The sequence below is a fragment of the Methanobrevibacter sp. genome (assembly GCF_045603845.1).
In the GTDB taxonomy this organism is placed as follows: domain Archaea; phylum Methanobacteriota; class Methanobacteria; order Methanobacteriales; family Methanobacteriaceae; genus Methanocatella.
Window position 1 is genome coordinate 1 of sequence record NZ_JAZUMY010000108.1, and the last position, 25,883, is coordinate 25,883.

A 25,883-nucleotide genomic window follows, 5' to 3' on the forward strand; every position below is an offset into this window, starting at 1 on the left:
ATTAAATCTTTAGCCATATTAACAACCCAAATTATAAAGTTTTTATTTTATTTTATACTATTAATATGATATAAATATTTCTAGTATACTATGATAAATTTAAAAAAAATAGAAAACTATCCTAGTATAATCTAAAAAAATAGAAAAATAAAAAAACTATCCTAGTATACTCGATAGTCTATAAAAAACAAGTTAATCCAATAAATCATTCAAACTGAATATCATCGATTCTCTAATAGCATATTTTTTCTGCAAATTATCCAAAGAATCAACCAAGTTTCTTTTAAACCTTTCACAGGCATATTCATCATATTTAAATTTGATACCGTCATACTGGATATCCATTAAAATCAGATAATCAGGTTCCATTACCTTAATGCTTGCTCTTAGTGAATTTTCAGGAGGATTCAATAGATTATGAACATCATCCAAAGTCATTTTATCATGTGCAACATCAACAAAAACGCGCATCATTTTTCTGACCATATTCCATAAAAAGGACTCGCCGTAAATATCAACGAATATTGGGGATAATGTATCATGCAAGTTAGGAAATTCCCTTTTGTGATAGTCATCCAATCCCACTTTAGATATTTTGATGTCATCTATTGTTCTTGTGGTGGTTTTCTGATATCTTTTTGTAAAATTAGTGAAGTTATGAGTTCCCTTAAAAACTTCAGCAACTTCATTTAGCTTATCTATGTCAAGATCCTGAAACAACAGATATCGGTATTGCCTCATCTGAGCATATCTTGGCTTAAATGCATAGCGAACAGGAGCTTTTGCAAGAATTTGGATATCATCAGGAAGACTGTTATTGATTTCATTTACCCGAACTTCCTTTTCGGACTGAAAACTGATAACATTGCCCAAACTATGGACACCAGCATCGGTTCTTCCGGCAATTCTGAATCTGGACTTTTTTAAATCATCAATATATCCCAATTTACGTAGATGATAAATCAGTTCCTCTTCAACAGTCCTTAAATCAGGTTGTCTTTGAAAACCATGAAAATTAGTTCCTATATATCCAATTTTTAGTGCTGTTCTTTTCATTAATAATAATTTTAACTTCAATATAAAAAAATATATCTATCAAAAGAAGGAGATTACAAATTTTTTACCATATGGCTTGTTTCATCATAGTCATCTTCTTCGACAGTTATTTCATATCCTAAAGATTTCCAAAATGGCAAAGCTGCATCAAGATATCTATGTGTATGAAGATACATTTTATCATATGATTGAGACCTTGCAAAATCTTCCATCCTGCTTACAATATTTCGTGCAAGGCCAAGCCTTCTATAATTTTCATCGACCATCAACCTCCATATGCTTGCAGTGTTTTCTTTTGAATAAACGTCTCTAAACATTTTATAATCTTTATCATAGGCTCTCACAGCACCAGTTGCAACTATCTTATTCCCATCCCAGGCTATAAAGAAGTTATTTCTTTCAGGTGAGATATAATACTCACCAATTCCATCGATATCATAATGAAACTTGGGAGTCGGACCGATTCCATATTCTTTCATAATCTGATCATATAAAAAGTCCTGAACAAGACGAATTTCATTATCATTATCATTAATTTCTCTAATTTCAATATTCATAGTATCCCATTATTTAAAAAAAGATTTAAAGAGAAATAAAAAATTTCTCTTAGATTTTTTTATTCCTGTGCAGTTTCAGGATTAAGTAATTTTTCAACATTTTCTCCAATTAAATCGAACAATAAAACCACTATCAGCAAGGACATACCAGGATAGAATGCTAACCACCAATATCCTGATGATAAATAATTCATTGATTCAGACAATATTACTCCAATTGCCGGTTCATGAGGAGGCAAACCAAATCCTAAGAAAGTAATTGCTGCTTCATGCATAATCGCATGCGGAAACATCAAAATTACACCAACAATGATTTGAGATACGATTAATGGGAAAATGTGTTTAAGAGCAATCCAAACTCTGCTCCTACCCAGATTTTCAGCTAAAGAAATATATTCCTTGGTTTTAATTTCCTTTACTTCAGATCTAAGAACTCTTGCAAGTGGTGTCCAGTGCGTTAAACCTACACCCATAATAACACCATATACACCCCCACCGAACATTATTGAAACAATAATGATTAAAAGAATATGGGGAATAGAACCGAATAAATCAATAATTCCGGCAACACATTCATCAGCAAATTTGTTGAAACTAGAAAATAATCCCAAAACAATGGAAATACATGTACTAACCGCAGATGCGATGAAACCTACCATCAGACTTAATCCAAGACCTGCAATGGTACGCTGAAACATGTCTCTTCCCATCCAGTCAGTCCCGAAAAGATGTTCTAAAGAGGGCATCTGATTAGCATTTACAAAACTGGTTGGGATATCCCTTATAAAATAACCGGAAACAAAAATGCTTATGATAACCAATGCAGAAATACCAATAATTACAAAGGTCTTTGTCCTAAGATTTGCAGAGTATAAGAACCATTGCCTTTTATCATCAGTCTTTTTCTTAATCATTGAACTCATTCTCCTTAATTCTTGGATCTATGAAATAATATGAAATATCTGCAAGCAGGTTTCCAACAAATACAAATATTGCACTAATTACTACAATTCCTAAAAACAATGGCACATCATTTTGAAGACCCGCAGCTACTGCCGTTTGACCTATACCAGGATATGAAAATACCTGTTCTACCATAACTGCACCACCAAACAATTCACTGAATGACAAGAATTGTAATGTAATTGCAGGCAATAATATATTTCTTATTCCATGATTTTTAATTAAATCCCAGCCTTTTTCTCCCCTAGATTTTGCAAATAGCACATAATCAGAAGATAAAACCTGAACTAATTCATTACGCGTATACATTGCAATTGGTGCCAAACCAACCAAACTCAAAGTCAATGTAGGAAGAACCAGCCTTGAAGCCCATTCCATAAATGTCGCATCAGTACTTTTTACACCTATCGGAACTCCAAACCCTATTGGGAACCAACCTAAATAGACTGAAAATACCATTAAAACAAGCATTCCAACCCAAAAAGATGGAGCTGATTGAATTGCATAACAATATACTTTTATAGCCTTATCAATCCATGAACCTTTATTTTTACCAGCAACTACCCCAAATACAAAACCAAGAATTCCGCTTAATATCCATGAGATAGCCATTAAAACTACAGAAGCAGAAAACTTATCTATAATAACGTCCATGACAGGGGCACGATATATCAATGAAGTACCGAGATTGCCTTGAATTAAATCCAAAAGCCAATGATATATTTTTGTAGGCAATGGAACATTAGTACCAAAATACTGCTCTAAAATTTGACGTTGCGCTTCTGATACTGCAGCACCTTTCAAATAAGCATTAACCGGATCAATAGGGGATAAATCTAATAATACAAAACTAAAAATTGCAACAGCAATCATCAATATTATAAAACGAATTAATTTATAACCAAAATATTTAGCTATTTTTTGTTTATTCAATGAAATAAACCCCCTTGAAAAATTTTAAAAAAAAATAAAAAAGGAAATGATTAAGCTGTGGAATTGGTTCTAGTCCATTCACAGATATTAATCAAAACATCATTTCCTAAACCAGTAGGCTGGTTTCCAATATCAATACCATTTTTAATGAAATAGTTGTAGTCATAGTTTACAAGCCATGCAAATGGAGCATCACCAGCAGGACCCCATCCTCCACCGTTGACAAGAGCGGATTGTGCCCATAAGGTGTTGGAACTGTTTAAATCAGTAGAATGCATTGCATCTTCCATCAATTTATCAGCATCTGAGTTATTGTATAAGTTTGGATTCATATAGAAATCATCTGCTTCTTTACTGTGATACTGTTGATAAATTGATTTGTATGGGTCTGGAGAAGTCTGTTGCATTACTGCAGCTGAACTGTACATATTTGCATAAATGGTATCCCAGTCAGCACCTACGAGGTTTACTTCTATACCCAATTCTTTAGCTTGTTCAGCAAATACTGTTGCGAGAGATTGTCTGTCAAGATAATCTGGTGGGTAGTATAAATCAAATGATGCTTTTGTACCGTTTTTCTCCACGATTCCATCACCATCAGTATCTTCCCATCCGCCATCTTTCAAGATTTGTTTTGCCTGATCGACATTAGCATCTTGGACTTTAGCATCAGGATTTGCATAGTCTCTTGTATCTACACTTGTGAATTCAGGAGTAGCATGGCCTGAAAATATTTCATCACACATTTTTTGACGGTCAATACCAACATTTAATGCTTCCCTAATTGCTTTATCAGCAGTTACATTGTTACCTATTTTGGAACCTGCCGGACTAACAGCACCTGTATCTTCAAGGTATGGGAAGGATATACCCTGTGCTCTTCCTGCAGATACCTCATAGAATTGATAACCATCTACACTTTGATTTAATGCTGAAGTTGCAACAGGTACAACATCAACTTGACCTGATTTAGCTAGTTCTAACCAAGTAGCTTCATCAGGGAACAATAATGTAACTTGAGTAAAGTATGGTTTATCTCCATAATAATTATCATTTATTTTGAAGATTGCTTGTTGACCTTTATCCCAGTGATCTAAGACATATGGTCCGGTACCAATAGGATTTTGACCGTAAGTGGAATTATCATATTCTTCAGGTACAATACCTAGATATCTTAAATCATAAATAAATGTTGATCTTGGTTCTACTAATTGGAATTCAACACATGTGGCATTTTTAGCAACTGCTTTATCAAGATTAGTTAAATCCAAGTCTGATTCAGTTTCTTTTGCTTTGTTAAATGTGAATGCAACATCATTTGCGTCAAATGTTGAATTGTCTGAGAATTTAACATCATCTCTTACATTTACAGTCCATGTTAAACCATCTTCACTGATTGAATAATCAGTAGCTAAATCTGGAACAATAGTTCCATTTGCATCTGTTTTAAATAAACAGCTTTGTACTAATGGATTGTAGTTCTGGTGTCCACATCCCCAACCAGTAAGTGGGTCGAAACCTGATTCCGGTTCTTTAATATTACTGTGTGCTGCAACAGTTAAATGGGTAGGATCAGAGTCAGATGAACCTCCCATAAATAAAAATGCAGCCGCAATAATTGCCACAAGAACCACAGCTCCACCAATTAATATTTTTTTGTCCATAAATATTCTCCATAATATAATTGAAAAAATATATTAAAATCAAAGTATTACTTTTTATCGAAAAATTCTCTAAATAGTAATACTTTTTTTTATTATTTTAATATGTTTATTAGTATATAATGAAACTATATAAAAATATATTTATTACTATTAAACAAAATTTGACAGATAAACATTTGTTTAATTAATTAGTCCATTAAATAAACAATTTAGAAATTTTAAAATAACTAAAATATAATAAATTGACATTTTTATACTATGAAAATTGTACGAATTAAACATGACCAATCCAATGAAAAGTAATACAAAAATTAAATTTAAATAATATCACTTTTAAATATTCGCCCATGGAACTATCCTTCAAACTAAAAAAATTTCTAATTAATAATGGTGCAAGCGAAGTAGGTTTTGCAGACATCACCAATTTTACGCCAAAAAAAGGACTGGATATAGGAGTAGTTTTTTATATCACATATCCGAAAGAAATCATCAAAAACATGCAAAACGCCCCAACACCAGAATATCTTGAGGAATTAATAAGTTTAAATGCAAGATTAGATGCGCTTGGAATGAAATGTGAAGAGTTTCTTATTAATGAAGGGTTTGACGCTTATGCCCAAACAAAAAAAAGATTAGGGACAGATTTTGGTGAAAATAACGGGTTTGAATTACCCCATAAAACCATTGCAACACGTGCAGGTTTAGGCTGGATTGGGAAATCCGCATTATTTACCACATTACAATACGGATCTGCATTAAGATTATCCTCCGTATTAACAAACGCACCACTAAACATTGGAATCCCCATACTTAAATCAAAATGTGGAAAATGTATGGAATGCAGGGATGCCTGTGCTGGAGGAGCCATAAGCGGAAAAGAGTGGAATTATAAACTCAAAAGAAATGACTTTTATGACGATAAAAAATGCGAAAAATATGCCCTTATAGTTTCTAAAGAAAATTTAGGAAAAGCAGATACAGTATGTGGAAAATGCATCTTTGCATGCCCGCACACTCAAAAATACATTAAAAAATTATAATGTTACAGCATGTCTAAAATCGGTTACTTGAGGATTAATTTCCAATTCATGAATTTGCTTATCCATATGAACAGTCTGAAGTTCATCCTCTGAATCCAGTGCAACAACAAATCCCATTTTGGTCCAGAATTCAATAGCTCCATCTAAATTTTTATGAGTATGCAAATAAATATCTTTAAAACCCACTTCATTTGCAAATCTTTCAGCAATACAAAACATTTTAGAGGCCAAACCACAGCGCCTACATCTTCTGTCTACAAATAATCTCCATATGCTTGACGTTGTATCTTTAGAGTATAAATGCCTAAATTCAGGAAAATCCTTATCATAAGCCCGTATTCCGATTGTTGCTATTATTTCACCAGTTTCCTCAACATATGCTACAAAGAAATTATTTTTTTTAGAATTGATGTAAAATTCATCCATATGTACAATATCCTGATGCCATTCAGGAACATAATCATATCCAAACTCAAGCTTAATCATTTTAAACAAGAATTCCTGAACATCATGAATCTGTTTTGGATTATTGCATAATTCTTTAATTACAACATTCATCGTAACACCCAATTAAAAAATTATTACTTTATAGTTGAAAATTATGTTATAAGTAATACTTTTTTATTGATTTTGAATAACTTTAATATTGATAAAGTACAAAATAGTATTTAAAAGTTATCATTTATTTATCAAAAAGGTGATTTAATGGAAAAATTATTAGATGTTGAAAATGTTTCAATTTCATTCATCCAATATACCAAAGGATTAAATCAACGTGATTTAAAAGTTATTACTGATTTGACCTTAGATATATCTGAAGGAGAAATTTTGGCAGTATTGGGTTCAAGCGGTTCTGGAAAAAGCCTACTTGCACATGCAATATTTGGAATACTTCCAGAAAATGCAAATTTAAATGGGAAAATTAAATTTAAAGGAAAAGAATTATCACAAGAAGATAAAGAAGAAATAAGAGGTAAAGACATAGTTTTAGTACCTCAATCAGTAAACTTTTTAGACCCATTAATGAAAATTTCAGACCAAGCAATTGGACATACCGAAAGTGATGCTGAAAAAGCTGAAAAGAAAGTGAAACAAAGAGAAATCTTTGAACATTATAATTTAGGTCCCGAAGTAGATGATATGTACCCATTCCAATTATCCGGAGGAATGGCCAGAAGAGTACTAGTTTCAACTGCATTGCTGTCAGACCCGAAACTCGTTGTAGCAGATGAACCAACACCAGGACTTGATGAAAAAACTGTGGAAGAAACATTAAATCATTTTAAACATATGAAGGAAGATGGTATTGGAGTGCTTCTAATCACACACGATATCCACGCAGCTTTGGAAGTAGCTGACAGAATCGGAATATTCTATTCAGGATATGTGATAGAAATAGCTGAAACAAAAGACTTTTCCGGAGACGGAGAAAACTTACTTCATCCTTACACAAAATTACTATACAAAGCATTGCCTGCCAATGGATTTGAACTGACAAAAGGACACCAGCCATTGCATGGAGAAATACAGGAAGGCTGTCCTTTCTATGACAGATGTGAAATGAAATTTGACAGATGCAAAAACGAAAAACCAAAATTACTTGATTTTGGAGATAAAAAAGTCAGGTGCTTTAAATATGAAGAAGGTGAAATAAATGAAGCTTAAAGCAGAAAATATCTCATTTAAATATCCATCTGCTAAAAACTATTTATTAAAAGATGTCAATCTTGAATTAGACAACAAAAAAATTATTGGATTGATTGGAGATAGTGGTAGCGGAAAATCAACATTATGTAAAATTTTATCTGGTTATGTTACAAAATACGAAGGCAATGTAATATTCGATGACAAACCTCTCCCCAAAAATGGATTTAAACCTGTTCAGTTAATTTACCAACATCCTGAAAAAGTAATGAATCCAAAATGGAAAATGAAACAAGTTTTAGAGGAATCCTGGGATGTGCCTGACGATGTACTATCTGAATTTGGTATTCAGAAATCCTGGCTAACACGTTTCCCACAGGAACTGTCCGGAGGAGAACTACAAAGATTCTCTGTAGTACGGTCACTAAATCCCGAAACCAAATTCCTAATTGCAGATGAAATGACAACAATGCTTGATGCAATTACTCAAGTGCAAATCATTGATTCTGTTTTAAAAATAGTTAAAAAAAGAAATATGGGTTTTTTACTTGTAAGTCACGATATGCCTTTAGTTGAAACTATATGTGACGAAAAAATATATTTAAAAGATATTAATGGTGCTTAATCATTAATATACCATTTTATTATAAAATTATCACAGTAATTAAAAAAATAAAAAAAGAAAAAGTATTTTTAAAGATTGTTAATCTCATTGAAATACAAAATATCATCACAGATGACTTCAAGCAATTCTGGATCATGGCTAACGGCCAATATACCAATATGGTTAGCTTTAGCATGATTTATGAGTGCTTCCCATATCTGTACCTGTGTTACAGCATCAAGCATGGTACTAATCTCATCCGCAATGATGAATTTTGTTTTTGGATTAAGAGCTCTGATTATGCTGAAACGCTGCAATTCCCCTCCGGAAAGCTCGCTAGGCCAACGTGTTAACCATGAGTCTTTAAGACCAAAAGTGTCCTTTAATTCCTGGGTAGGAGTCCATGCTTCATTCAATACTTTTTCCATCTTCCATTTAGGATTCATTGTCTTTTCTGGATGCTGAAAAATTAATTGTACCGGATAATAATCCCTATCTGGAATTTCCTTACCATCCAAAGTAACATTACCAGAATAATGAGAAATGTATCCTGCCATAATCTTACATAATGTGGATTTACCACTACCACTATCCCCGATTAAACCAATAATCTGATTACTGTTGACAGACAATGAAACATCCTTTAATATTTGTCTTTTCTTATTATATGAAAATGAAATATTTTCTGCTTTAAGCTCCATTATTAACCTCCTTGAAATTGAAACATCTAATCATTACATTATCATGCTCTTCAAGTTCAGGAATGTTATTTTCACACTTATCCGAACGTATTGGGCAGTTTTCATAATAAGGACATCCTGTAACCTCACCTAATGGCTGGACACCTTCAGTTAATTTGAAACCGTTTCTTGGCAATGCATTAATTAAAGCTTTAGTATATGGATGCAACACATTATCTGCATCTTTAAAGTTTTCTACATCATTGATTTCAATCACATAACCTGAATAAAAAATTGCAATTCTATCTGCAGTTTTTAGGGCAACATCGATTTCATGAGTAATTAACAAAACACCTTTTCCATGTTCTTTTAAGCTTCTAATATCCTGTATTGTTTCTTCAACACTTTTAGCATCAAGCCCCGGTGTCGGTTCATCAGCAATTAACAAATCAGGATCCCCAATCAATGCAGTAGACAAGAGTACCTTTCTTGCCATACCACCAGACAATTCAAAAGGATATAAATCATCCACACTTTCATCCAAACCGTACTTAGCAAAAATTTCCCTTTGCCTTACTTTTTTCTCATCATGTTCCTTTTCGTCCTGACATTCACCAATGGCCTGTTCAGATACTTTCATTAAAGGATCAAGGTAATTTACAGATTGAGGAATTAAACAAATTTCTTTTCCTCTTAATTTCTCTTTTAATTCCTGGTCTAAAACATTACCTTCATATTTGAGTTCTCCAGTTACATTAGCATTATATGGCAGAATACCCAATATTGAATGAGCTAAAAGACTTTTACCAGAACCACTTGACCCCAATACTGCAACAATCTCACTTTCATTAATATCAATTGTTAAATCAGATATAACTTTAGTGTTATGCCTATTTAATCCTTGAACATATTGTGTAAAAGATATTGATAAATTATTTACTTCCAATAAATTTCCCATAATATCACCAAAATCCTAGTTATTCGCCTGTGAAGGATCAAATAATCGTTTTAGATTTTCTCCAATAATATCAAACAGCAATACAACTATCAGCAATGCTAAACCTGGGAAGAATGCTAACCACCAAGCACCCATAGCAAGATAAGTCATAGATTCAGATAAGATAATACCAATTGCCGGTTCGTGTGGTGATAAACCAAATCCTAAAAAGGTTACGCTTGATTCGTGCATAATAGCATGAGGAAATACCAATAATGTTCCTACAAAAATCTGGGACAATACCAAAGGCAAAATATGTTCTTTTGCAATCCATAATTTACTTTTACCAAATTTTTTGGATAAAGCCACATATTCAGACGTGTTAATTTGAAGTACTTCTGCTCTTAAAACCCTTGTTAAGTTAACCCAATGTGAAAATGCTACAGCCATTATTACACCAAATGCTCCTTTACCTAATCCAATAGATATCATCATAATTAATAATATATGAGGTATTGAAGCAAATAAATCGATTAACCAGGATACTAACTCATCACAGAACTTGTTAAAACTTGCAACAAAAGCCAAAATTGTAGCAATAATACTGGAAATTATTGAAGCTGCCAATCCAATCATGATGCTTAAGCTTAAACCTTTCAATGTTCTGATGAACATGTCTCTACCCATCCAATCAGTACCAAAAATATGTTCAAATGAAGGAGGTTTCATCTTCATAGCAAAATCAGTAGGCAAATTAGCATCAATCATCATTCCACTAATGAAAATGATTAATAAAAGCAAACCTGTGAGAGCTATTGTTAAAAGCGTTTTTTGTCTTAAATTAAGGGAGCTGAACAATCCTCTATTATACCATGGTAAATCACTCATCATCCTCACTCCTAATTCTTGGATCAACATATTCATAAATTATATCCGCTATGAAATTTCCTGTAAACACGAATATGGCTGATATAATAACAATACCCAACAATAATGGAACATCTGACCTTAAACCTGCAGCTACTGTTGCCTGGCCGATACCAGGATATGCAAATACCTGTTCTACAAGGATTGTTCCACCAAATAATTCATTAAATGATAAAAACTGAATTGTAATTGCTGGGAGCAATATGTTCCTTATTCCGTGATTTTTAATTATTCCCCAGAAACTTTCACCTCTAGCTTGCGCAAACAAGAAATAATCACTTTTTTTAACACTGATAAGTTTATCTCTTGTATACATGGTTAAAGAAGCAATTCCTACAATACTTAAAGTTATTGCAGGTAATATCAACCTATATAACCACTGCCAAAACGTGACAGTGTCAGATAATTGCCCAATTGGAACTGAAAGTCCTATAGGGAACCAGCCTAAGTATACTGAGAAAACCATTAAAAGTACTAACCCTATCCAAAATGTAGGAGTAGATTGTAATATGTAACAATAAGTTTTAATTGCTTTATCGATTAAAGTTCCTTCTTTTGCACCGGCAATTACGCCCAAGCCAAAACCCACAATAGCAGAAATTACCCATGAAACCACCATAAGAGTTAATGATGCTGTGAATTTTTGGACAATCACTTCAGTTACAGGTACTCTATATATTAATGAAAAACCCATACTTCCAGATGCTAAAGTTTGAAGCCAACCCAATACTCTTTCAGTTAACGATAAATTAGTTCCCCAATATTCACCTATAATAGCCAATTGTTCTTGGCTAATAATTCTTTGTCCGAGATAAGCTTTAACTGGATCAATTGGAGACAGTTGTATCATTATAAAACTGATTGCTGCAATAACAATTAATAAAATTAGTAATCTAATGGCCTTATATCCTAAAAATTTAACTAATTTTTTACTGTTAATTTTAACCATCTCGTATAAATTTACTTAAAAAAAAGAAAAAATAAATGATTTATAAAAATAAATCATTTTACTTATTTGTCAGTTGATGTTGTGTTAATACGTTTCCAATCGTAGATATTACCCCATATATCTCCACCGTGAGGATAAATAAGGTGTGTACCATTAGAAATGTCTAAGGAATCGCTGACAAAGTATGTGTAATCAACAGTTCCAATCCATAAGAATGGATAATTTGAGTTAGCTTGTTGAGCTGCTTGGCTCCAGGTAGCATATGAACTGTTTACATCTTGAGACATTGCTGAGTCGATTGATGAATCTACTGAAGAGTCGTTGAGCGCTTCAGGATTGTCATAACCTACACAAGCTACTCTTGAATCATATTGATGTTCAATTTCAAATGGATCTGCTGAACCGAATCCCCAAACTACACCCTGAGAGTATTTGTTAGGGTCAATATCATCCCAACTTCCACCGACAGGTGTAATTTCGATACCAATTTCTTTAGCTTGTTCTGCAACAGCTACTGCAATTGCTTGTCTTTCAGTTGCTTTTGAATTATAGTAAACGGAAAATTCGGCTTTGGTACCATTTTTCTCTACGATTCCATCGCCATCAGTATCATTCCATCCTGCTTCAGCAAGAACTGCTTTTGCTTGGTCTACATTACCATCTTCAAATGTGGAATCAAATGCCCAAGGTAATTGGCTTGCTACACCAGTGAATGATATGTTACCATATCCATTGAATGCACCATCCAATAACTCTTGTCTATTAATACCAATGTTCAATGCTTCCCTTATTGCAGGATCACCAGTTACATTATTACCAATAGTTATATTATCTTCACTCATTTTTCCTGTATCATTTTGGGTTGGTAAAGATATACCACGTACATCTATTGAATCGAAGTATTCTAAGTGGTAACCGTCTACTGTTTCATTTGCATATGCAAGCTGTACTTCTGCAATGTCTACATCACCATTTTTAACAGCTGCAAATGCTGCATCAGGGTCTAAGAACAAGTTAGTTATTTTTTCAAAGTATGGTTCCGGACCATAGTAATCAGGATTTTTTTCTAAGATAAATTGTTGTCCTTTATCCCATTGAGCTAATTTATAAGGTCCTGAACCGATTGGGTTTTGACCGTATGAATCTTCATTATATCCTGCTTCTGGAACAATTCCGACATCAGTCAATTTGTTAATAAATGTTGAATCTGATTTGTTTAAAGTGAATACTACTTTATTACCATCTGCCTTAGCTTCAAGCATAGAACTTAAATCTGCTCCTTCTCCTAATTCTTTAGCTTTATTATATGAGAATGCTACATCATTAGCAGTTAACTGAGAACCATCTGTGAATTTTACATCATCACGTATTTCTACAGTGTATGTTTTATAATCATCAGAAATGTTATAACTTGTTGCCAAATCATTTACGAAATTATTGTCTTTATCTCTTTTAAGAATTGTACTTTGTATGAGCGGTTCTGTTCCTGAATCGTGGTATCCCCAACCATGCATTGGGTCGAAACCAAATTCTGGTTCTTCACCGTGAGCAGCAACACAAGCTACTAACTCATTAGGAGCATGTTCAGTGCTTCCCCCACCCAAAGCGAATGCTGCTATACCAACTACAGCTAAAACAGCAATAACTGCACCAATAATAATCTTTTTATCCATTTTTATTCCTCTTTAAATAAATAATAATTTATTAAAGTAATATCTAGATAGTATTACATAATTATAAAAATATATTAAATAAGTAATACTTATATAAAAAATGATATTACTAATAGATAATTTAAATTTGAAAGTATTTAAAAATTACTATAAAATATTGATCAAAACATGTAATTGATGAATTATATAATACTAAAAAAAAGATTAAAAAAAATTATTTTAATAGGTGTTTAATTGTCAAATCAGCCCATATTAAAGTGATATTATTTGAAACAACCTCACCCAATACAATGCCCATCCAGGCACCCCAGACACCCCAGTTAAATACCAAAGTGAACAGTAAGGCAAAAGCCAATGTAAAACCTGTTTCCCGCAATATTGTCTGAAACATTGCAGTTATTCCACGACCAATTCCCTGGAAAACATAAGTTGAAGCCACACCAACTGCCATAGTCGGATAGTAAAGCACAATCCACATAAAAAAGCTGGTTAACTCGCCAGATATCCTTGCACTGCTTCCTGAAGAGAATACTGACGCAATTTGCGGAGCAAATATGATTGTTAAAATCATCACGAGAACTGCAAAAATCATTGATATTTTCATTGAATATCTGTGAGCAATCCCAATATTTTCGTAATTGCGGGCACCATAATTAGCAGCGATAACTGATATCAGAGCAGTTCCAATAGCCAAAATAGGAGTTGTTCCTATTGTAACAACCCTCCAGCCGGTTGAATATACAGCAACGGAATCAGTTGAGGATATGAATGCAAGAAGTGCTGAGAATACTGCCGCAAAAAATGCGTTGTTGAGAAGCTGCAGGCTTGCCGGAAGACCTACTTTTACGATATCGAATGTTATTTCCTTTTTGAACTTGAAATTAGCTAAATTTGGCTTTAAATAAGTGTCTTTTTTAATATAAAACCAGTAACTTAAGACAAGTATCACAAACAATGATGAAATCAGAGTTGCAAGAGCTGCACCGGTTACTCCTAGACCCAATGTGTAAATAAATATCGGATCCAATACCATATTCAAAATGGCTGATGCAATCATTGCATACATTGGCCTTGATGAGTCTCCTTCGCCCCTGAAAATCCCATAGAGCGCATTGGACAATATTACAAATACTGAACCTGTGGCAATAACAACACCATAATCCATTGCAAAGTCAACAGTCTGGCCGGCACCCATTAAAATCAGAATATCCTTTAAGAATATTAACAGAATAACAGTTAAAATAATGGAAATAACAATTGTAATTAATATCGAATGTATTGAACCGTTGTCGGCTTTCTGTTTGTTTTTTTCACCGATATATTTTGATAATGCAAAAGCGGAACCTGCACCAAGCCCGTTACCGAATCCTATTAAAATCATGAATATTGGAGTTACAAATCCGACGCCTGCAAGTGCATCTGCACCGAGTGAAGACACCCACATCGCATCAATTAGATTATATAAACTTGATATCAATAGTGATATAATTAAGGGTATTGACATGCTTAACAGTGCCTTTTTAGGGTTTCCGAGCAATACATCAACATTATTTTCACTAAACATCAATAATAATATGTTCAAAAAGTAAATAAAATTTTTTGATAATGGTTAAAAAAATGAAGAAAGATTATTCTTCTTCATCTTCAGTTACATAGATTTCTTTTTTGACTTCAGAGTTTGCATCGACAACAATGTCTTCAGCGTTTTCTCTCATGTCCTGGAATGCTTCTTCAGCGTCCTTTTTAGCAGCCATAACTGCAGCCATTCCTTTAGTGGTTGCATCTTTAACTGCTTCAGATTCCAGTACTTTTTTACCTACAATAGCTGTTGCAACACCCGCTGCAAAAATTAATGCATGCTTGTGTTTTAAAGCTTCATCAACATATCTTCTTACCATATTTTTCATCTCCCAAATGTCAAATTTTCAAATATAAAAATTAAGTAATATTACTTAAATATAGATTAGTACATTTTAGTATATAAATTATTCGATTATTAGAGCTTTTTTAGGTTAAACAAACAATAATATTTAGTTATATCAAAATTAGGCTCATCTAAATTATTTAAATTTTTAGTAATACCAAAAAATAAAAAGTGGAATTAGAATAGTGGATCTTTCACCATTCCAATTCTGAATGAATTCAGGATAACCAAGAGGGTTAATCCCAAGTCCCCGAAACCGACAGACATCATCAATGTGATTATTCCCAGGATAGCCAATACTACACAGAGTAACTTGACTGCAATAGCTACTGTGATGTTCTGTTTGATGATGCTCATTGTCTTATGGCTTAAAGAGAACAAATAAGGCAATTTGGATATATCATCCTGCATCAATGCAACATCAGCCGTTTCAATAGCAACGTCAGATCCTGCAGCACCCATGGCAATACCGATATTTGCCCTGGCCAGTGCCGGTGCATCGTTAATACCGTCACCAACCATAGCCACATCACCGAATTTATTTCTGATTGTATCCAGTATGTTTAACTTATCTTCAGGCATCAGATTGGAATAAACATATTTTATTCCTATTTCATCTGCAACCTTGTGGGCCGCAATCTTGTTATCACCAGTCAACATTACAGTCTGTACGCCCTGTTTGTTTAAATCAGCAATGACCTCTGAAGCGTTATCCCTGATTTTATCGGATACTGTAATTAATGCCAAAACATTTTGGGAGTTTCCGACAAATACCACAGTTTTACCTTCTGCAGAGTATTTGTTGACATCCTCATGTGATATTTCAAAGCTGCTGCCTTCAATCAGCGATTCATTGGCCGCATAATACTGCTCACCATCAATGAAACCGACAATTCCTTTTCCAGGAACGTTTTTGAAATCGTTTATCTCTTCAAATTCTATGTCATTCATTGTAGCATAATTTACAATAGCCTGTGCAATAGGGTGTGAAGATTGGTTTTCCAGAGAAGCCGCAATTTTAACAGCATCCTCTTTTGAGATTGAATCATCCAAAACTTCAATTTCGCTTAGCTCCAATTTACCTTCAGTCAATGTGCCTGTTTTATCAAATATTACTGCTTTTATGCCTTTCATTTCCTCAACATAGGTACTTCCCTTAATCAAAACACCGTTTCTTGTTGCGGATGTGATGGCAGACACCATACCAACAGGTGTTGAAATCAGGAAAGCGCAAGGACATGAAATTACCAGAAGTGAAAGAGCCTTATAAACCCAGTCAACCAGGTTCTGACCGAATAACAATGGTGGAATGAATGCAACACAAGCTGCGGCAACCATCATTACAGGAGTATAGTATTTAGCAACCTTTTCAACCAAAGACTCTGTTTCAGACCTGTTAAGCTGTGATCTTTTAACCAATGTTACAATCTTGGAAATCACAGAATCTTTTGCCCTTTTGGTTACAACCATTTCAAAGTATCCGTCTTCGTTAACAGTTCCTGAAAATACTTCATCTCCAACTTCCTTAAGGACTGGAACGCTTTCACCAGTAATGGAAGCCTGATTGACAGAAGATGAACCTGAAATAACATTACCGTCCAATGGGACTTTATCTCCCGGTTTGACGATTACAATATCGCCGATGTTTACATCATCAACATTTTTCAGCTCTTCGGAATCTCCAACTTTAACCCTGGCGGTTTCAGGAGCGATTTCAACTAAAGATTTGATTGAACGTTTTGCCCTGTGCTCAGCATAGTCTTCAAGGAATTCTGCAATATAGTAAAGGAATGTTACAGCAGCACCTTCTTCAGGGTGTCCGATAATGAATGAAGCAACACAAGCAATACACATAAGCATTGCCGGACCGACAGTGTGTCTTTTAACCAGTGACCTGTAAGCCATTCCTGCAATCTCATAACCTGCAATCACAGCGGCAATCATGAAAATGATTGTGACAACAGTTGAATTGAATGATAAGAATTCTAAAATGTGGCCTGCTGCAAACATAATTCCGCTTGCAACAATGATTTGGATAGGTCTGTTAGCAATCAAAGGTTTTCCTTCAGCTAAGAGTTCCTCTTCCCCATGCCCGTGGTCATGTCCGTGATCGTGGTCATGGTCATCATCTGCACAGTCAGGACAGCCACAAATGCTTATTTCGATATCATCGTCATCGCGGTCATGGTCATGACAGCCACAGTCCGGGTCGGAACAGGTGTCCTTTTCTTCATGCTCGTGATCATGGTCGTGATCATGACAATCACAATCAGGATCGCTGCAAGAATCCTTTTCTTCATGTTCATGGTCGTGATCATGCTCATCAGAACAACAATCATCATCACAACAAGAATCCTCATGCTCATGATGATGCTCATGCTCATCAGAACAACAATCATCATCACAACAAGAATCCTCATGTTCATGTTCATGTTCATGTTCATGTTCATGTTCATGTTCATGTTCATGTTCATGTTCATGTTCATGTTCATGTTCATGTTCATGTTCATGTTCATGTTCATGTTCATGATTGTGATCATGACAATCACAATCAGGATCGCTACAAGAATCCTCATGCTCGTGGTCGTGATCATGCTCGTGGTCATCTGCACAATCAGGACAGCCGCAAATGTTTATATCCACGTCTTCATCATAATCTATTTCTTCTCTGTGGTCATGGACACTTAAATCAGTATTTGCCTGATAGTCTTTTAATAATTGCTTATCAAAGTGCTGTCTATTTTCACAATGAATTTCTTCACAATTAGGATCAAAACAAATGAAATTGAAATGTTCAGGATTGTGACAGTCTTTTTCATCACAATCCGGTTCATAACATCTATTTTCTGTCATTTAAAACACCATTAAATTTATTCTAAAATGTGTTCCAAACCAACTTTATATATCATTTCGATGTGTAAATCTGTAAGTGAATATCTTGCCATTTTACCTTCTTTCTGATATTTTACAATATTATTTGCTCTTAATATTCTTAATTGATTTGAAACAGTAGTTTGATTTAAATTTAATGTTTCAGAAATATCACAAACACATAAATCTTCGATAGCCAGTAATGAAAGTATTTTTAATCTTGTAGGATTACCAAATATTTTAAAAAACTCAGCTAATTCAGAATATTGGTCTTCTTCAATCATACGATCCTTTACACGATCAACAACATCCTGATGCGTACATACTACTTCACATACATCATCATTGTTATTTTCAAGATTTTTATTGTCTGCCATTTTTAATCACATTAAATTATATCTACTTCATATTTTATAATGTTAATATATATAAATATTTTCATATCACAATATTATGATATGTTAATGTAAAAAAAATAAAATTAAAATAATCCCTCCAAACTACATTTATCTTCAATAATAGCTTCCAAATACCTGCTTTGTGAAATTTTAGTGACATCAAGCTCCAAAATATCTTCAGGATATAGCATTTGCTTAGTATTGTTAGCTAATTCAAATGTTATGCAGTCATCACTTGTATCCAAAATTATCGTGTCCACATAGAATTCGTCTTCAACTGCATAATCATCGCCTTGCAAAATAAAACGAATATCACACTTAACTGGAACCACACCAAACTCATTGAATGTTAAATATTCCCCATTTCCTTTTTCAAGGACATTAATAGTTGTGGATACAGCTTCAAATTTGTCTAAAATTGTTTGAGTTTTCATGACACATCCCCAAAATAAGTGTTATTATATTGTGTGCAAAAATATTTAAAGTTTTGCCCAATTTCAAAAAGCAATGTTTAATACTTCAAAAAACATAAGCAAAAAATATTAATTCTATTGATTTTAGGCAAAACAGCTTTGTAAGGAAATTAATCAGCATCAACGGACAGCCAGTTTAAAGATTATTCAACATCTTTGAGGGCTTCAACCATATTCAAATTTTTGATTTTACCTGAAAATAGCAGATTAACAACAATAGACACAGTAAATGTTATAACTGCGCTTAAAGCAATGTTTCCAAGAGTCAGAGAAGGAATATAATAGAGAGACTCTCCGGCAGCATCCATCATGAGCGTCATCAGATAGAATCCCAAAGGAATTCCCAATATGAATCCTATTGCTGTAACTACAAGGTTCTGCGTTAATAAAAGCTTTCTTAAATCACCAGTTTTAAAGCCCAACACTTTTAATGTAGCTATTTCACGTTCAATTTCAGTAAATGACAGTATACCCAAATTATAAAGCACCACAATAGCCAGAAGCACTGCAAAGAAAATTAGAATTGAAACCATCATCATTACAGAAGATGTCATCGTATCCCATGCATCAACCATTTCGTCAATTGAGCTGACGCTTTTTATTGAATCATAATCGCTATCCACTTTTTCGGAAGTTATGATGCTAGTCGGAGCAAAATCCAAATCCAAGTCATCCAATTCATCCATGGATAAAATGATTCCCTGACTTAACGGCTCGCCATGAATATTGGTTACTTTACAGGTTATCCAATCGTCAGAGCCTATGATGTGCCATTTTATAGTATCGCCGACACCAACATCAAGACTTTCTGCCATTTTTTGTGAAAGTGATATATCTGTAGCAGACAAATTAATAGGATTTTCATTCTTATCTGTCTGAGATATCAAATCCGTGTCATTTAATACAAGTAACATTGCAGTCTCCTCATTTCCTTGAGCCTTTATTTCAATAGCTTGCTCCATAATTTGACTGCCGTTGACTTCATCGGTTACGCTGTCAATATCTGCAAGTGAAGCGCCGCTGTCAATAATCAATTTGGATTCAAAATGTGAAATGTCATCATATTCCCATGTCTTTAAGTTATCCATCGAATCGCCCATACCGAATGCAGATACTAGAAGAGCTACACAGCCCATTACACCGACAATTGCCATCAATGCCCTGAACTTGTTTCTTTTTGCATCACGGTAATTCCAGCGAAGATTGAATGAAAGTTTTTTCCAGACCCCTGATTTTTCAAGAAATCCCGAAGAGGAAATGTTCGGAGCTTTAGGCCTCATGGTATTTGCAGGATTTTCCTTTGAAATGTTGCGGGCGGCAAAATAGGAAACCGCAAGTGAAGATATCACCATCAACGCAGCCACAATAACAAAACTGATGTCAAAGCCCGGATTCCATTCAGGAAGTGAATATCTGGCAGTCATGGTAGGATAAAACAGATCCGGAATAATCATAGGCCCCAAAATCAGACCTAAAACCGCACCGGCAAGCACCAGCCAGAATCCATAGGACATATAATGGAAAATGATTGTTCTGTTCTTATACCCAACAGCCTTTAAAACACCGATTTGAGTTCTTTGATGAGCAATTATACGAGTCATTGTTGTTAAAAGAGTAAGAAATGTGACAAGAATAAATACAATTGGAAAAACGTTACCTATCATTTTGTGCTGAGCCATTTCCTCATTGAACTGGGCAACGCTGACATGGTCATCACGCTTTGTAAATGAGAGATAATCCACAGAATCATCCAGAGATTGCTTGAAATCATCCGGTGTATCATTGAATTTAACCAGCAAAACATTATACTGAATATCAGTTGGAAATGCCTTATGAGACATGTAAGCAAAACCCATATCCTTAAAATCAGGAATTATTGAAGTTGGGGATGCTTCATAAACATATTCCGGAGAATAACCGATTCCTTTAATCTCTTTTTCTATTGAAATTCCATTAAAATCAAATGAAATGTTATCTCCAACAGTCAGATTCTGTGCATCGGCAAATCTTTTATCAAGCCATACACCAGAATTATCAGACAGATTAAAGTCCTCACCTTCAGACACATAAAATTTAGATATTTCATTATCCTCTACAAAATGCAGAGTGATGTCGGGATCATTTGAAAAGTTTCCCACAGACTGAACGACAAGCTGCTTTTCACTATCTGTTGTGAAATTGTTTATTTCATCCAAGGCATCATCTGTAATGGTAGTATTATAAATCCATCCATCAGCAAGATTAGTTTCACTGTAAAAATCTGAACTGGTCTGTTCAAGACCATAATACTCCCCACAAACCCCACAGAATGCAAAAATGCCCAGAAAAGCCATTAAAAATATTGAAATGAATTGTGTTTTATTGATTTTAATGTCTCTAAGCATCTTTTTAGATAATGACATAATATACTATAAGAAAAAAATAAGATTTAAATTTTAGTGAAAAAATTAGGGTTTTTAAAAGAATAATAATGATAAAAACCCTATGAAAATGAAAAAGAAATTCAATCCATATAAGGACAAAGCTCCTTTTAAAAATTTATCCTCTTTTGATTTTGTATAGAAATAATAAGTGACAATACAACCTATTATCAAAATAGGAAGCGTTATGAGAATACTTATATATCTTCTAAACATGAATATTGCTATTGGAATAATTATTGCTATAATTTGTTTTGCATCCATATTTAATCCCTCCAACTTTGCATCAATCCAGTAAAAGTAACTGTATCAAATTGATTAATTAACAATGAAAATACAACCAATATAAAACCAAGATAGATTATGAGTCCAATGAGTTCCCTATTGTCAAATGGCAGATATTTGTTAACCTTATCAGGAAATATAATCCACAAATAACTTAATGTTGTAATGATGAAAATAATGACTCCGCCAGCTATAGAAGAACAGTGAAATGCAGAATAATAACCCTGCAAAACAACAAACATTGCACACCAAAGAAAATATAAAGGTCTGTAGCCTATTACTTCTTTATCACCAATCCATCTGCTTTCATCACCAAATGCATTGAATCTCAAACTAACACCTAAAAAAGGCAACAGATAGATTAATGCATATAAAACTGATTTAAATATTCCAATATCATATAAAAAAAACAAAAATAAAAAAACAGCAATTGACGAACCATAAAATGAAATATAACCAAATGCCTCAGTCGTATAACTCTTAAAATATTCTCTTTTAAAATGAAATTTCTCATTTAATTCATTGTGAAAAAATGTATAGATAAAGCCGCCTAAAAATGTGAAAATCACAGATATTTCAAAAACAATTGAAAATAAATTTATTTTAAAAGAATAAAATATAACAACAGCAAAAAAGCTACACATGCCCACAAATATCAAAAGAGCATTTTTTTAGATATTGGTTCATTAAAATTAAACATAATTACTCGTCCTATCGGTTTTTGATATTTAGTTCACATCCTCATTCAATCTACAAATCCCATTAGTTTTACAAATGGAACAGTAGTGAATTGACTGAATAATATGAAAAATATAATCAATGCTATTGCTAAATATATTGCTTCTCCTTTTTTATTTCTATTTTCAAATGGTATATATTTATTGATTTTATCGGGAAATACCAGCCAAATGAAGCAGAATGATGATGAAATTATTAAAGCAATTATATTTGTTGATGAAGTTTCAAAAAATCCTTGAACATAACCCAAATAACAACAGATAGCTAAAACTGGACAATAATAATTAGGTTCATATCCTGCATCATATACTATTTTACCGTTTTCTTCCAGGCTAGCATCATTAAATGTTTTAAATCTCAAACCTATTGCCAAAAATGGCAATGAAAAGATGATAGATAGTAAAATTGATGTGTATACGTTAATATCCGCACATAAACATATTAAGAGCAAAGCTAATGCTGTTGTTGAAAAACCCAAAAGAGTAAATGCGCCAATTTGTCGTGAATATCCTCTAAAATTATTGAAATTATACAATCCATATTTTTTGTCCAATTCGTCACTATAATACTCTACAAGAAATATTCCACCTAAGGAAAATAAGAGCAGAAAGAAAAATAAAAAGCCCAATAAAGTAAAACTTGACATGGCTATTGCAATAATGAAAAATATTCCAAATATTTTCAGCGCACGTTTTTTCACAGTTTCCTTATCTGAAAAATATTTATCATTTCCATTAAAATCGAATAAACCAAATATATTCATCATTTCACCATTTAGCAAAGGAAAACTCCAAAATTAGAAAAATTTCCCAAAGCATCGATAATAATTATCAATATATTTATAAATATATATTATATATATAATTTTCTCTAAAAGATAATTATTCATTATCCTTTAGAGATTCAACCATGTTTAATTTTTTAATTTTACCTGAAAACATCAAATTAACAAGAATAGAAATTACATACGTAATCAAGAATGTTATTATCAATGTTTTAAGTGAAATGTGGGCATTCAGATAGAATGAGTCTCCCATTGTTCCCCAAAGGTACTGTAGGACTTCACGGCCCAACGGAACACCAATTACAAATCCTATTGTTGTAAACCACAGGTTCTGAGTCAGCAATAGCTTTCTCAATTGAGAGGATTTGAAACCTAAAACTTTTAATGTTGCAAATTCCCGTTTAATTTCAGTAAATGACAGCAATCCCAGGTTGTACAATACAATAACAGACAGCAATGATGCAAAACCTGCAAGCAGATATATGACTGTCATTGATGATTCCATCATATCATCCCAACTGTCAGTTAGAGAATCCATTGAAAATATTGTTTTTACTCCAGTGTAGTTTTCATGGACATCTTTTGAAGAGATTACGCTTGTTGTAGTGTAATTTAATCCCAAATCATCCAGTTTCTCTTTTGATATGATGATACCCTGTGAAGTCGGATCTGAATGAATCTTATCAACAGTGGTGTTAACCCATTTATCGGAGCCCATTATATGCCATTTTACAGTATCTCCCTCTTTGACATCCAATAGCTGTGCCATCTTTTTAGAGAGTGACACTTCACTGTCTGAAATTTCTATAGGATTTTTTTCATCATCTGTTGGAGTGTATAAATCGTTATCGTCAAGCACTGTGACAACACCCGATTTTTTAACGTCACCCGATTTGATTTCTATTGCGCTTTCCATCAGCTTCTCGCCACCGACATCATCGACAATGTAGTCAATCTGTGATGAGGTAGCATTATCTTCCAGAACCAGTTTTGAAGAATAGTGATTTATTTCTTCATATGACCATTCCTTCATCTCATCAAAGCCGTCCATACATCCAAATGATGCTACAATGATTAATGTGCATGCCAATACACCGAAAATACTCATCAGTGCTCTGAATTTATTTCTTTTTGCATCACGATAATTCCAGCGCACATTGAATGAAAACTTCTTCCACAATCCCAGTTTTTCCAGAAATCCCGAAGTGGATACCTTTGGAACCTTTGGCCTTATTGCACTTGATGGAGATTCGTTTACAATGTTTCTGCATGCGAAGTATGAAATCAATGCTGCCAGGACAACCATCAGAACAGTTACAATAATAAAACTGATATTGAATCCCGTAAGCCAATATGGAATTGAATACAGGTCCGCCATTTCATCAAACATTATCGGGGGCAATGTTAAAGGCCCTAAAATCAGCCCTAAAATGCTTCCAGCCAATACCATCCAGAATCCATAGGAAATATAATGAAACATTATTGTGCGATTTTTAAAACCTAAAGCCTTTAAAATACCAATTTGAGTTCTCTGATTGTTGATTATCCTAGTCATTGTTGTCAGTAATGTCAGCATAGCTATGACTATGAATATTACCGGAATGACATCAGTCATCATCTGATGCTGTTCAGTTTCATCCTGGAACTCTGCGTAACTTGGATGCTGAGCTCTAGGCATGAATGTGGAGTAATCCAGGTCATCATCCAGCTGTTTTTCATAAGCTGATGAGTTTCCATCATACTTAACAAGCAATACATTATATGGAACATCACTTAAAGGAAATGCCTTATATGACAAGTAAGCAAAGCCCATTTTAGTATAATCAGGTATCATTGATGAATCTGATGTCTGATACAGGTGTTCCGGCGAATAACCTAAACCTTTAATTTCCTTTTCCATTGTCACTCCTTCAAAGGTAAATGAAATATTATCGCCAACGCTTAAATTCTTTGCTTCAGCGAAACGGGTGTCAAGCCATACTCCATCACCGTCAGAAAGATTAAACTCTTCACCTTTAACCAGATAAAACTGGGATATGTCATCATCCTCCAGAAAATGCAGCGTGATGTCGGGGTCGTTGTCAAAATCGGCTATCGAATTTACAATAAGCTGGCGTTCTGAGTCTTTTGTGAGTGACAGATTATTTACCTTATCCACAAAATCATTATCCCGGTTAGAGGTGTAAATCCAGCCGTCAGCAAGATTTGTTTCACCATAATACTGATTGGCGGTTTCTTCAAAACCGAATGATTCGGCTCCAAAACCAACAAATACATAAACACCCAAAAAGGCCATTAGAAATATGGAGATAAATTGAATCTTATGATTCCTTATATCTCTTATCATTTTTTTGAATAACATT

24 protein-coding genes are annotated in these 25,883 nt (G+C 33.7%); 3 read left to right on the forward strand and 21 right to left on the reverse strand.

The window, feature by feature from the left end:
* Positions 1–192 precede the first annotated feature (192 nt).
* From truA to ACKI2W_RS10860, 5 genes are all read right to left on the reverse strand, one after another.
* Positions 193–1,056, reverse strand: coding sequence for a tRNA pseudouridine(38-40) synthase TruA (gene truA, locus ACKI2W_RS10840; protein ID WP_407381976.1), 864 nt, complete (start codon positions 1,054–1,056; stop codon positions 193–195).
* 53 nt (positions 1,057–1,109) lie between these two features.
* Positions 1,110–1,613, reverse strand: a complete 504-nt coding sequence (locus ACKI2W_RS10845; RefSeq protein WP_407381977.1) for a GNAT family N-acetyltransferase — start codon at positions 1,611–1,613, stop codon at positions 1,110–1,112.
* Between the two features lie 59 nt (positions 1,614–1,672).
* Positions 1,673–2,527, reverse strand: coding sequence for an ABC transporter permease (locus tag ACKI2W_RS10850; protein ID WP_407381978.1), 855 nt, complete (start codon positions 2,525–2,527; stop codon positions 1,673–1,675).
* Positions 2,520–3,449 (reverse strand): ABC transporter permease, encoded by a 930-nt coding sequence (locus ACKI2W_RS10855; RefSeq protein ID WP_407382013.1) that lies wholly within the window; start codon positions 3,447–3,449, stop codon positions 2,520–2,522. The genes ACKI2W_RS10850 and ACKI2W_RS10855 overlap by 8 nt, the downstream gene beginning before the upstream one ends.
* 110 nt (positions 3,450–3,559) lie before the next feature.
* Complete coding sequence (locus tag ACKI2W_RS10860; protein WP_407381979.1) at positions 3,560–5,173, reverse strand: ABC transporter substrate-binding protein; 1,614 nt, start codon at positions 5,171–5,173, stop codon at positions 3,560–3,562.
* Between the two features lie 347 nt (positions 5,174–5,520).
* Here ACKI2W_RS10860 and ACKI2W_RS10865 point away from each other — a divergent pair, with 347 nt between their 5' ends.
* Positions 5,521–6,213 (forward strand): 4Fe-4S double cluster binding domain-containing protein, encoded by a 693-nt coding sequence (locus ACKI2W_RS10865; protein WP_407381980.1) that lies wholly within the window; start codon positions 5,521–5,523, stop codon positions 6,211–6,213.
* Here the strand turns inward: ACKI2W_RS10865 and ACKI2W_RS10870 are convergent.
* On the reverse strand, positions 6,208–6,771 hold the full coding sequence (locus ACKI2W_RS10870) for a GNAT family N-acetyltransferase (protein ID WP_407381981.1): 564 nt from the start codon (positions 6,769–6,771) through the stop codon (positions 6,208–6,210). The genes ACKI2W_RS10865 and ACKI2W_RS10870 overlap by 6 nt on opposite strands.
* A gap of 147 nt (positions 6,772–6,918) precedes the next feature.
* Here ACKI2W_RS10870 and ACKI2W_RS10875 point away from each other — a divergent pair, with 147 nt between their 5' ends.
* On the forward strand, positions 6,919–7,878 hold the full coding sequence (locus tag ACKI2W_RS10875) for an ABC transporter ATP-binding protein (RefSeq protein WP_407381982.1): 960 nt from the start codon (positions 6,919–6,921) through the stop codon (positions 7,876–7,878).
* Positions 7,868–8,482: an ABC transporter ATP-binding protein gene (locus ACKI2W_RS10880; protein WP_407381983.1), complete on the forward strand. Its 615-nt coding sequence runs from the start codon at positions 7,868–7,870 to the stop codon at positions 8,480–8,482. The genes ACKI2W_RS10875 and ACKI2W_RS10880 overlap by 11 nt, the downstream gene beginning before the upstream one ends.
* A gap of 68 nt (positions 8,483–8,550) precedes the next feature.
* On the opposite strand, the gene ACKI2W_RS10885 is transcribed toward ACKI2W_RS10880, so the two are convergent.
* The 15 genes from ACKI2W_RS10885 to ACKI2W_RS10955 all read right to left on the reverse strand — a co-directional run bounded on the left by ACKI2W_RS10885 (position 8,551) and on the right by ACKI2W_RS10955 (position 25,882).
* A complete protein-coding gene (locus ACKI2W_RS10885) occupies positions 8,551–9,162 on the reverse strand; it encodes an ABC transporter ATP-binding protein (RefSeq protein WP_407381984.1) in 612 nt (203 codons plus the stop codon).
* The gene (locus tag ACKI2W_RS10890) at positions 9,152–10,099 is read right to left on the reverse strand and encodes an oligopeptide/dipeptide ABC transporter ATP-binding protein (protein WP_407381985.1); all 948 of its coding nucleotides are present in this window, start codon (positions 10,097–10,099) and stop codon (positions 9,152–9,154) included. Before ACKI2W_RS10890 ends, ACKI2W_RS10885 begins: the two co-directional genes overlap by 11 nt.
* Positions 10,100–10,114: 15 nt before the next feature.
* Positions 10,115–10,969 carry an ABC transporter permease gene (locus ACKI2W_RS10895; protein ID WP_407381986.1) on the reverse strand — a complete coding sequence of 285 codons (855 nt, stop codon included), beginning with the start codon at positions 10,967–10,969 and terminating at the stop codon, positions 10,115–10,117.
* Positions 10,959–11,954 carry an ABC transporter permease gene (locus ACKI2W_RS10900; RefSeq protein WP_407381987.1) on the reverse strand — a complete coding sequence of 332 codons (996 nt, stop codon included), beginning with the start codon at positions 11,952–11,954 and terminating at the stop codon, positions 10,959–10,961. The genes ACKI2W_RS10895 and ACKI2W_RS10900 overlap by 11 nt, the downstream gene beginning before the upstream one ends.
* A 62-nt stretch (positions 11,955–12,016) precedes the next feature.
* Positions 12,017–13,627, reverse strand: a complete 1,611-nt coding sequence (locus ACKI2W_RS10905) for an ABC transporter substrate-binding protein (protein WP_407381988.1) — start codon at positions 13,625–13,627, stop codon at positions 12,017–12,019.
* A gap of 214 nt (positions 13,628–13,841) precedes the next feature.
* A complete protein-coding gene (locus ACKI2W_RS10910; RefSeq protein ID WP_407381989.1) occupies positions 13,842–15,191 on the reverse strand; it encodes an MATE family efflux transporter in 1,350 nt (449 codons plus the stop codon).
* 64 nt (positions 15,192–15,255) lie between these two features.
* Entirely contained in the window at positions 15,256–15,525 is a 270-nt protein-coding gene (locus ACKI2W_RS10915) for a DUF6110 family protein (RefSeq protein ID WP_407381990.1), read from the reverse strand.
* Between the two features lie 203 nt (positions 15,526–15,728).
* A complete protein-coding gene (locus tag ACKI2W_RS10920) occupies positions 15,729–18,404 on the reverse strand; it encodes a heavy metal translocating P-type ATPase (protein ID WP_407381991.1) in 2,676 nt (891 codons plus the stop codon).
* A gap of 17 nt (positions 18,405–18,421) precedes the next feature.
* The gene (locus tag ACKI2W_RS10925; RefSeq protein ID WP_292797554.1) at positions 18,422–18,799 is read right to left on the reverse strand and encodes a helix-turn-helix transcriptional regulator; all 378 of its coding nucleotides are present in this window, start codon (positions 18,797–18,799) and stop codon (positions 18,422–18,424) included.
* A 104-nt stretch (positions 18,800–18,903) separates the two neighbouring features.
* Entirely contained in the window at positions 18,904–19,254 is a 351-nt protein-coding gene (locus tag ACKI2W_RS10930) for a hypothetical protein (protein WP_407381992.1), read from the reverse strand.
* Between the two features lie 182 nt (positions 19,255–19,436).
* The gene (locus tag ACKI2W_RS10935) at positions 19,437–21,695 is read right to left on the reverse strand and encodes an ABC transporter permease (RefSeq protein WP_407381993.1); all 2,259 of its coding nucleotides are present in this window, start codon (positions 21,693–21,695) and stop codon (positions 19,437–19,439) included.
* 54 nt (positions 21,696–21,749) lie between these two features.
* Positions 21,750–21,977, reverse strand: coding sequence for a hypothetical protein (locus ACKI2W_RS10940; protein ID WP_407381994.1), 228 nt, complete (start codon positions 21,975–21,977; stop codon positions 21,750–21,752).
* Between the two features lie 2 nt (positions 21,978–21,979).
* Entirely contained in the window at positions 21,980–22,330 is a 351-nt protein-coding gene (locus ACKI2W_RS10945) for a hypothetical protein (RefSeq protein ID WP_292797559.1), read from the reverse strand.
* Positions 22,331–22,743: 413 nt separating this feature from the next.
* A complete protein-coding gene (locus ACKI2W_RS10950) occupies positions 22,744–23,502 on the reverse strand; it encodes a hypothetical protein (protein WP_407381995.1) in 759 nt (252 codons plus the stop codon).
* Between the two features lie 115 nt (positions 23,503–23,617).
* Entirely contained in the window at positions 23,618–25,882 is a 2,265-nt protein-coding gene (locus ACKI2W_RS10955; protein ID WP_407381996.1) for an ABC transporter permease, read from the reverse strand.
* Position 25,883: the final 1 nt, after the last annotated feature.

What these genes read in the sequence shown, in the direction of transcription:
- ACKI2W_RS10895 (WP_407381986.1), bottom strand. Translation starts at nt 10,969, where the DNA reads ATGATGAGTGATTTACCATGGTATAATAGAGGATTGTTCAGCTCCCTT.
- ACKI2W_RS10855 (WP_407382013.1), bottom strand. Translation starts at nt 3,449, where the DNA reads ATGATTGCTGTTGCAATTTTTAGTTTTGTATTATTAGATTTATCCCCT.
- ACKI2W_RS10950 (WP_407381995.1), bottom strand. Translation starts at nt 23,502, where the DNA reads ATGATGAATATATTTGGTTTATTCGATTTTAATGGAAATGATAAATAT.
- ACKI2W_RS10955 (WP_407381996.1), bottom strand. Translation starts at nt 25,882, where the DNA reads ATGTTATTCAAAAAAATGATAAGAGATATAAGGAATCATAAGATTCAA.
- ACKI2W_RS10870 (WP_407381981.1), bottom strand. Translation starts at nt 6,771, where the DNA reads ATGAATGTTGTAATTAAAGAATTATGCAATAATCCAAAACAGATTCAT.
- ACKI2W_RS10865 (WP_407381980.1), top strand. Translation starts at nt 5,521, where the DNA reads ATGGAACTATCCTTCAAACTAAAAAAATTTCTAATTAATAATGGTGCA.
- ACKI2W_RS10885 (WP_407381984.1), bottom strand. Translation starts at nt 9,162, where the DNA reads ATGGAGCTTAAAGCAGAAAATATTTCATTTTCATATAATAAGAAAAGA.
- ACKI2W_RS10905 (WP_407381988.1), bottom strand. Translation starts at nt 13,627, where the DNA reads ATGGATAAAAAGATTATTATTGGTGCAGTTATTGCTGTTTTAGCTGTA.
- ACKI2W_RS10850 (WP_407381978.1), bottom strand. Translation starts at nt 2,527, where the DNA reads ATGATTAAGAAAAAGACTGATGATAAAAGGCAATGGTTCTTATACTCT.
- ACKI2W_RS10940 (WP_407381994.1), bottom strand. Translation starts at nt 21,977, where the DNA reads ATGGATGCAAAACAAATTATAGCAATAATTATTCCAATAGCAATATTC.
- ACKI2W_RS10875 (WP_407381982.1), top strand. Translation starts at nt 6,919, where the DNA reads ATGGAAAAATTATTAGATGTTGAAAATGTTTCAATTTCATTCATCCAA.
- ACKI2W_RS10880 (WP_407381983.1), top strand. Translation starts at nt 7,868, where the DNA reads ATGAAGCTTAAAGCAGAAAATATCTCATTTAAATATCCATCTGCTAAA.
- ACKI2W_RS10910 (WP_407381989.1), bottom strand. Translation starts at nt 15,191, where the DNA reads ATGTTTAGTGAAAATAATGTTGATGTATTGCTCGGAAACCCTAAAAAG.
- ACKI2W_RS10935 (WP_407381993.1), bottom strand. Translation starts at nt 21,695, where the DNA reads ATGTCATTATCTAAAAAGATGCTTAGAGACATTAAAATCAATAAAACA.
- ACKI2W_RS10930 (WP_407381992.1), bottom strand. Translation starts at nt 19,254, where the DNA reads ATGAAAACTCAAACAATTTTAGACAAATTTGAAGCTGTATCCACAACT.
- truA (WP_407381976.1), bottom strand. Translation starts at nt 1,056, where the DNA reads ATGAAAAGAACAGCACTAAAAATTGGATATATAGGAACTAATTTTCAT.
- ACKI2W_RS10925 (WP_292797554.1), bottom strand. Translation starts at nt 18,799, where the DNA reads ATGGCAGACAATAAAAATCTTGAAAATAACAATGATGATGTATGTGAA.
- ACKI2W_RS10860 (WP_407381979.1), bottom strand. Translation starts at nt 5,173, where the DNA reads ATGGACAAAAAAATATTAATTGGTGGAGCTGTGGTTCTTGTGGCAATT.
- ACKI2W_RS10920 (WP_407381991.1), bottom strand. Translation starts at nt 18,404, where the DNA reads ATGACAGAAAATAGATGTTATGAACCGGATTGTGATGAAAAAGACTGT.
- ACKI2W_RS10915 (WP_407381990.1), bottom strand. Translation starts at nt 15,525, where the DNA reads ATGGTAAGAAGATATGTTGATGAAGCTTTAAAACACAAGCATGCATTA.
- ACKI2W_RS10890 (WP_407381985.1), bottom strand. Translation starts at nt 10,099, where the DNA reads ATGGGAAATTTATTGGAAGTAAATAATTTATCAATATCTTTTACACAA.
- ACKI2W_RS10900 (WP_407381987.1), bottom strand. Translation starts at nt 11,954, where the DNA reads ATGGTTAAAATTAACAGTAAAAAATTAGTTAAATTTTTAGGATATAAG.
- ACKI2W_RS10845 (WP_407381977.1), bottom strand. Translation starts at nt 1,613, where the DNA reads ATGAATATTGAAATTAGAGAAATTAATGATAATGATAATGAAATTCGT.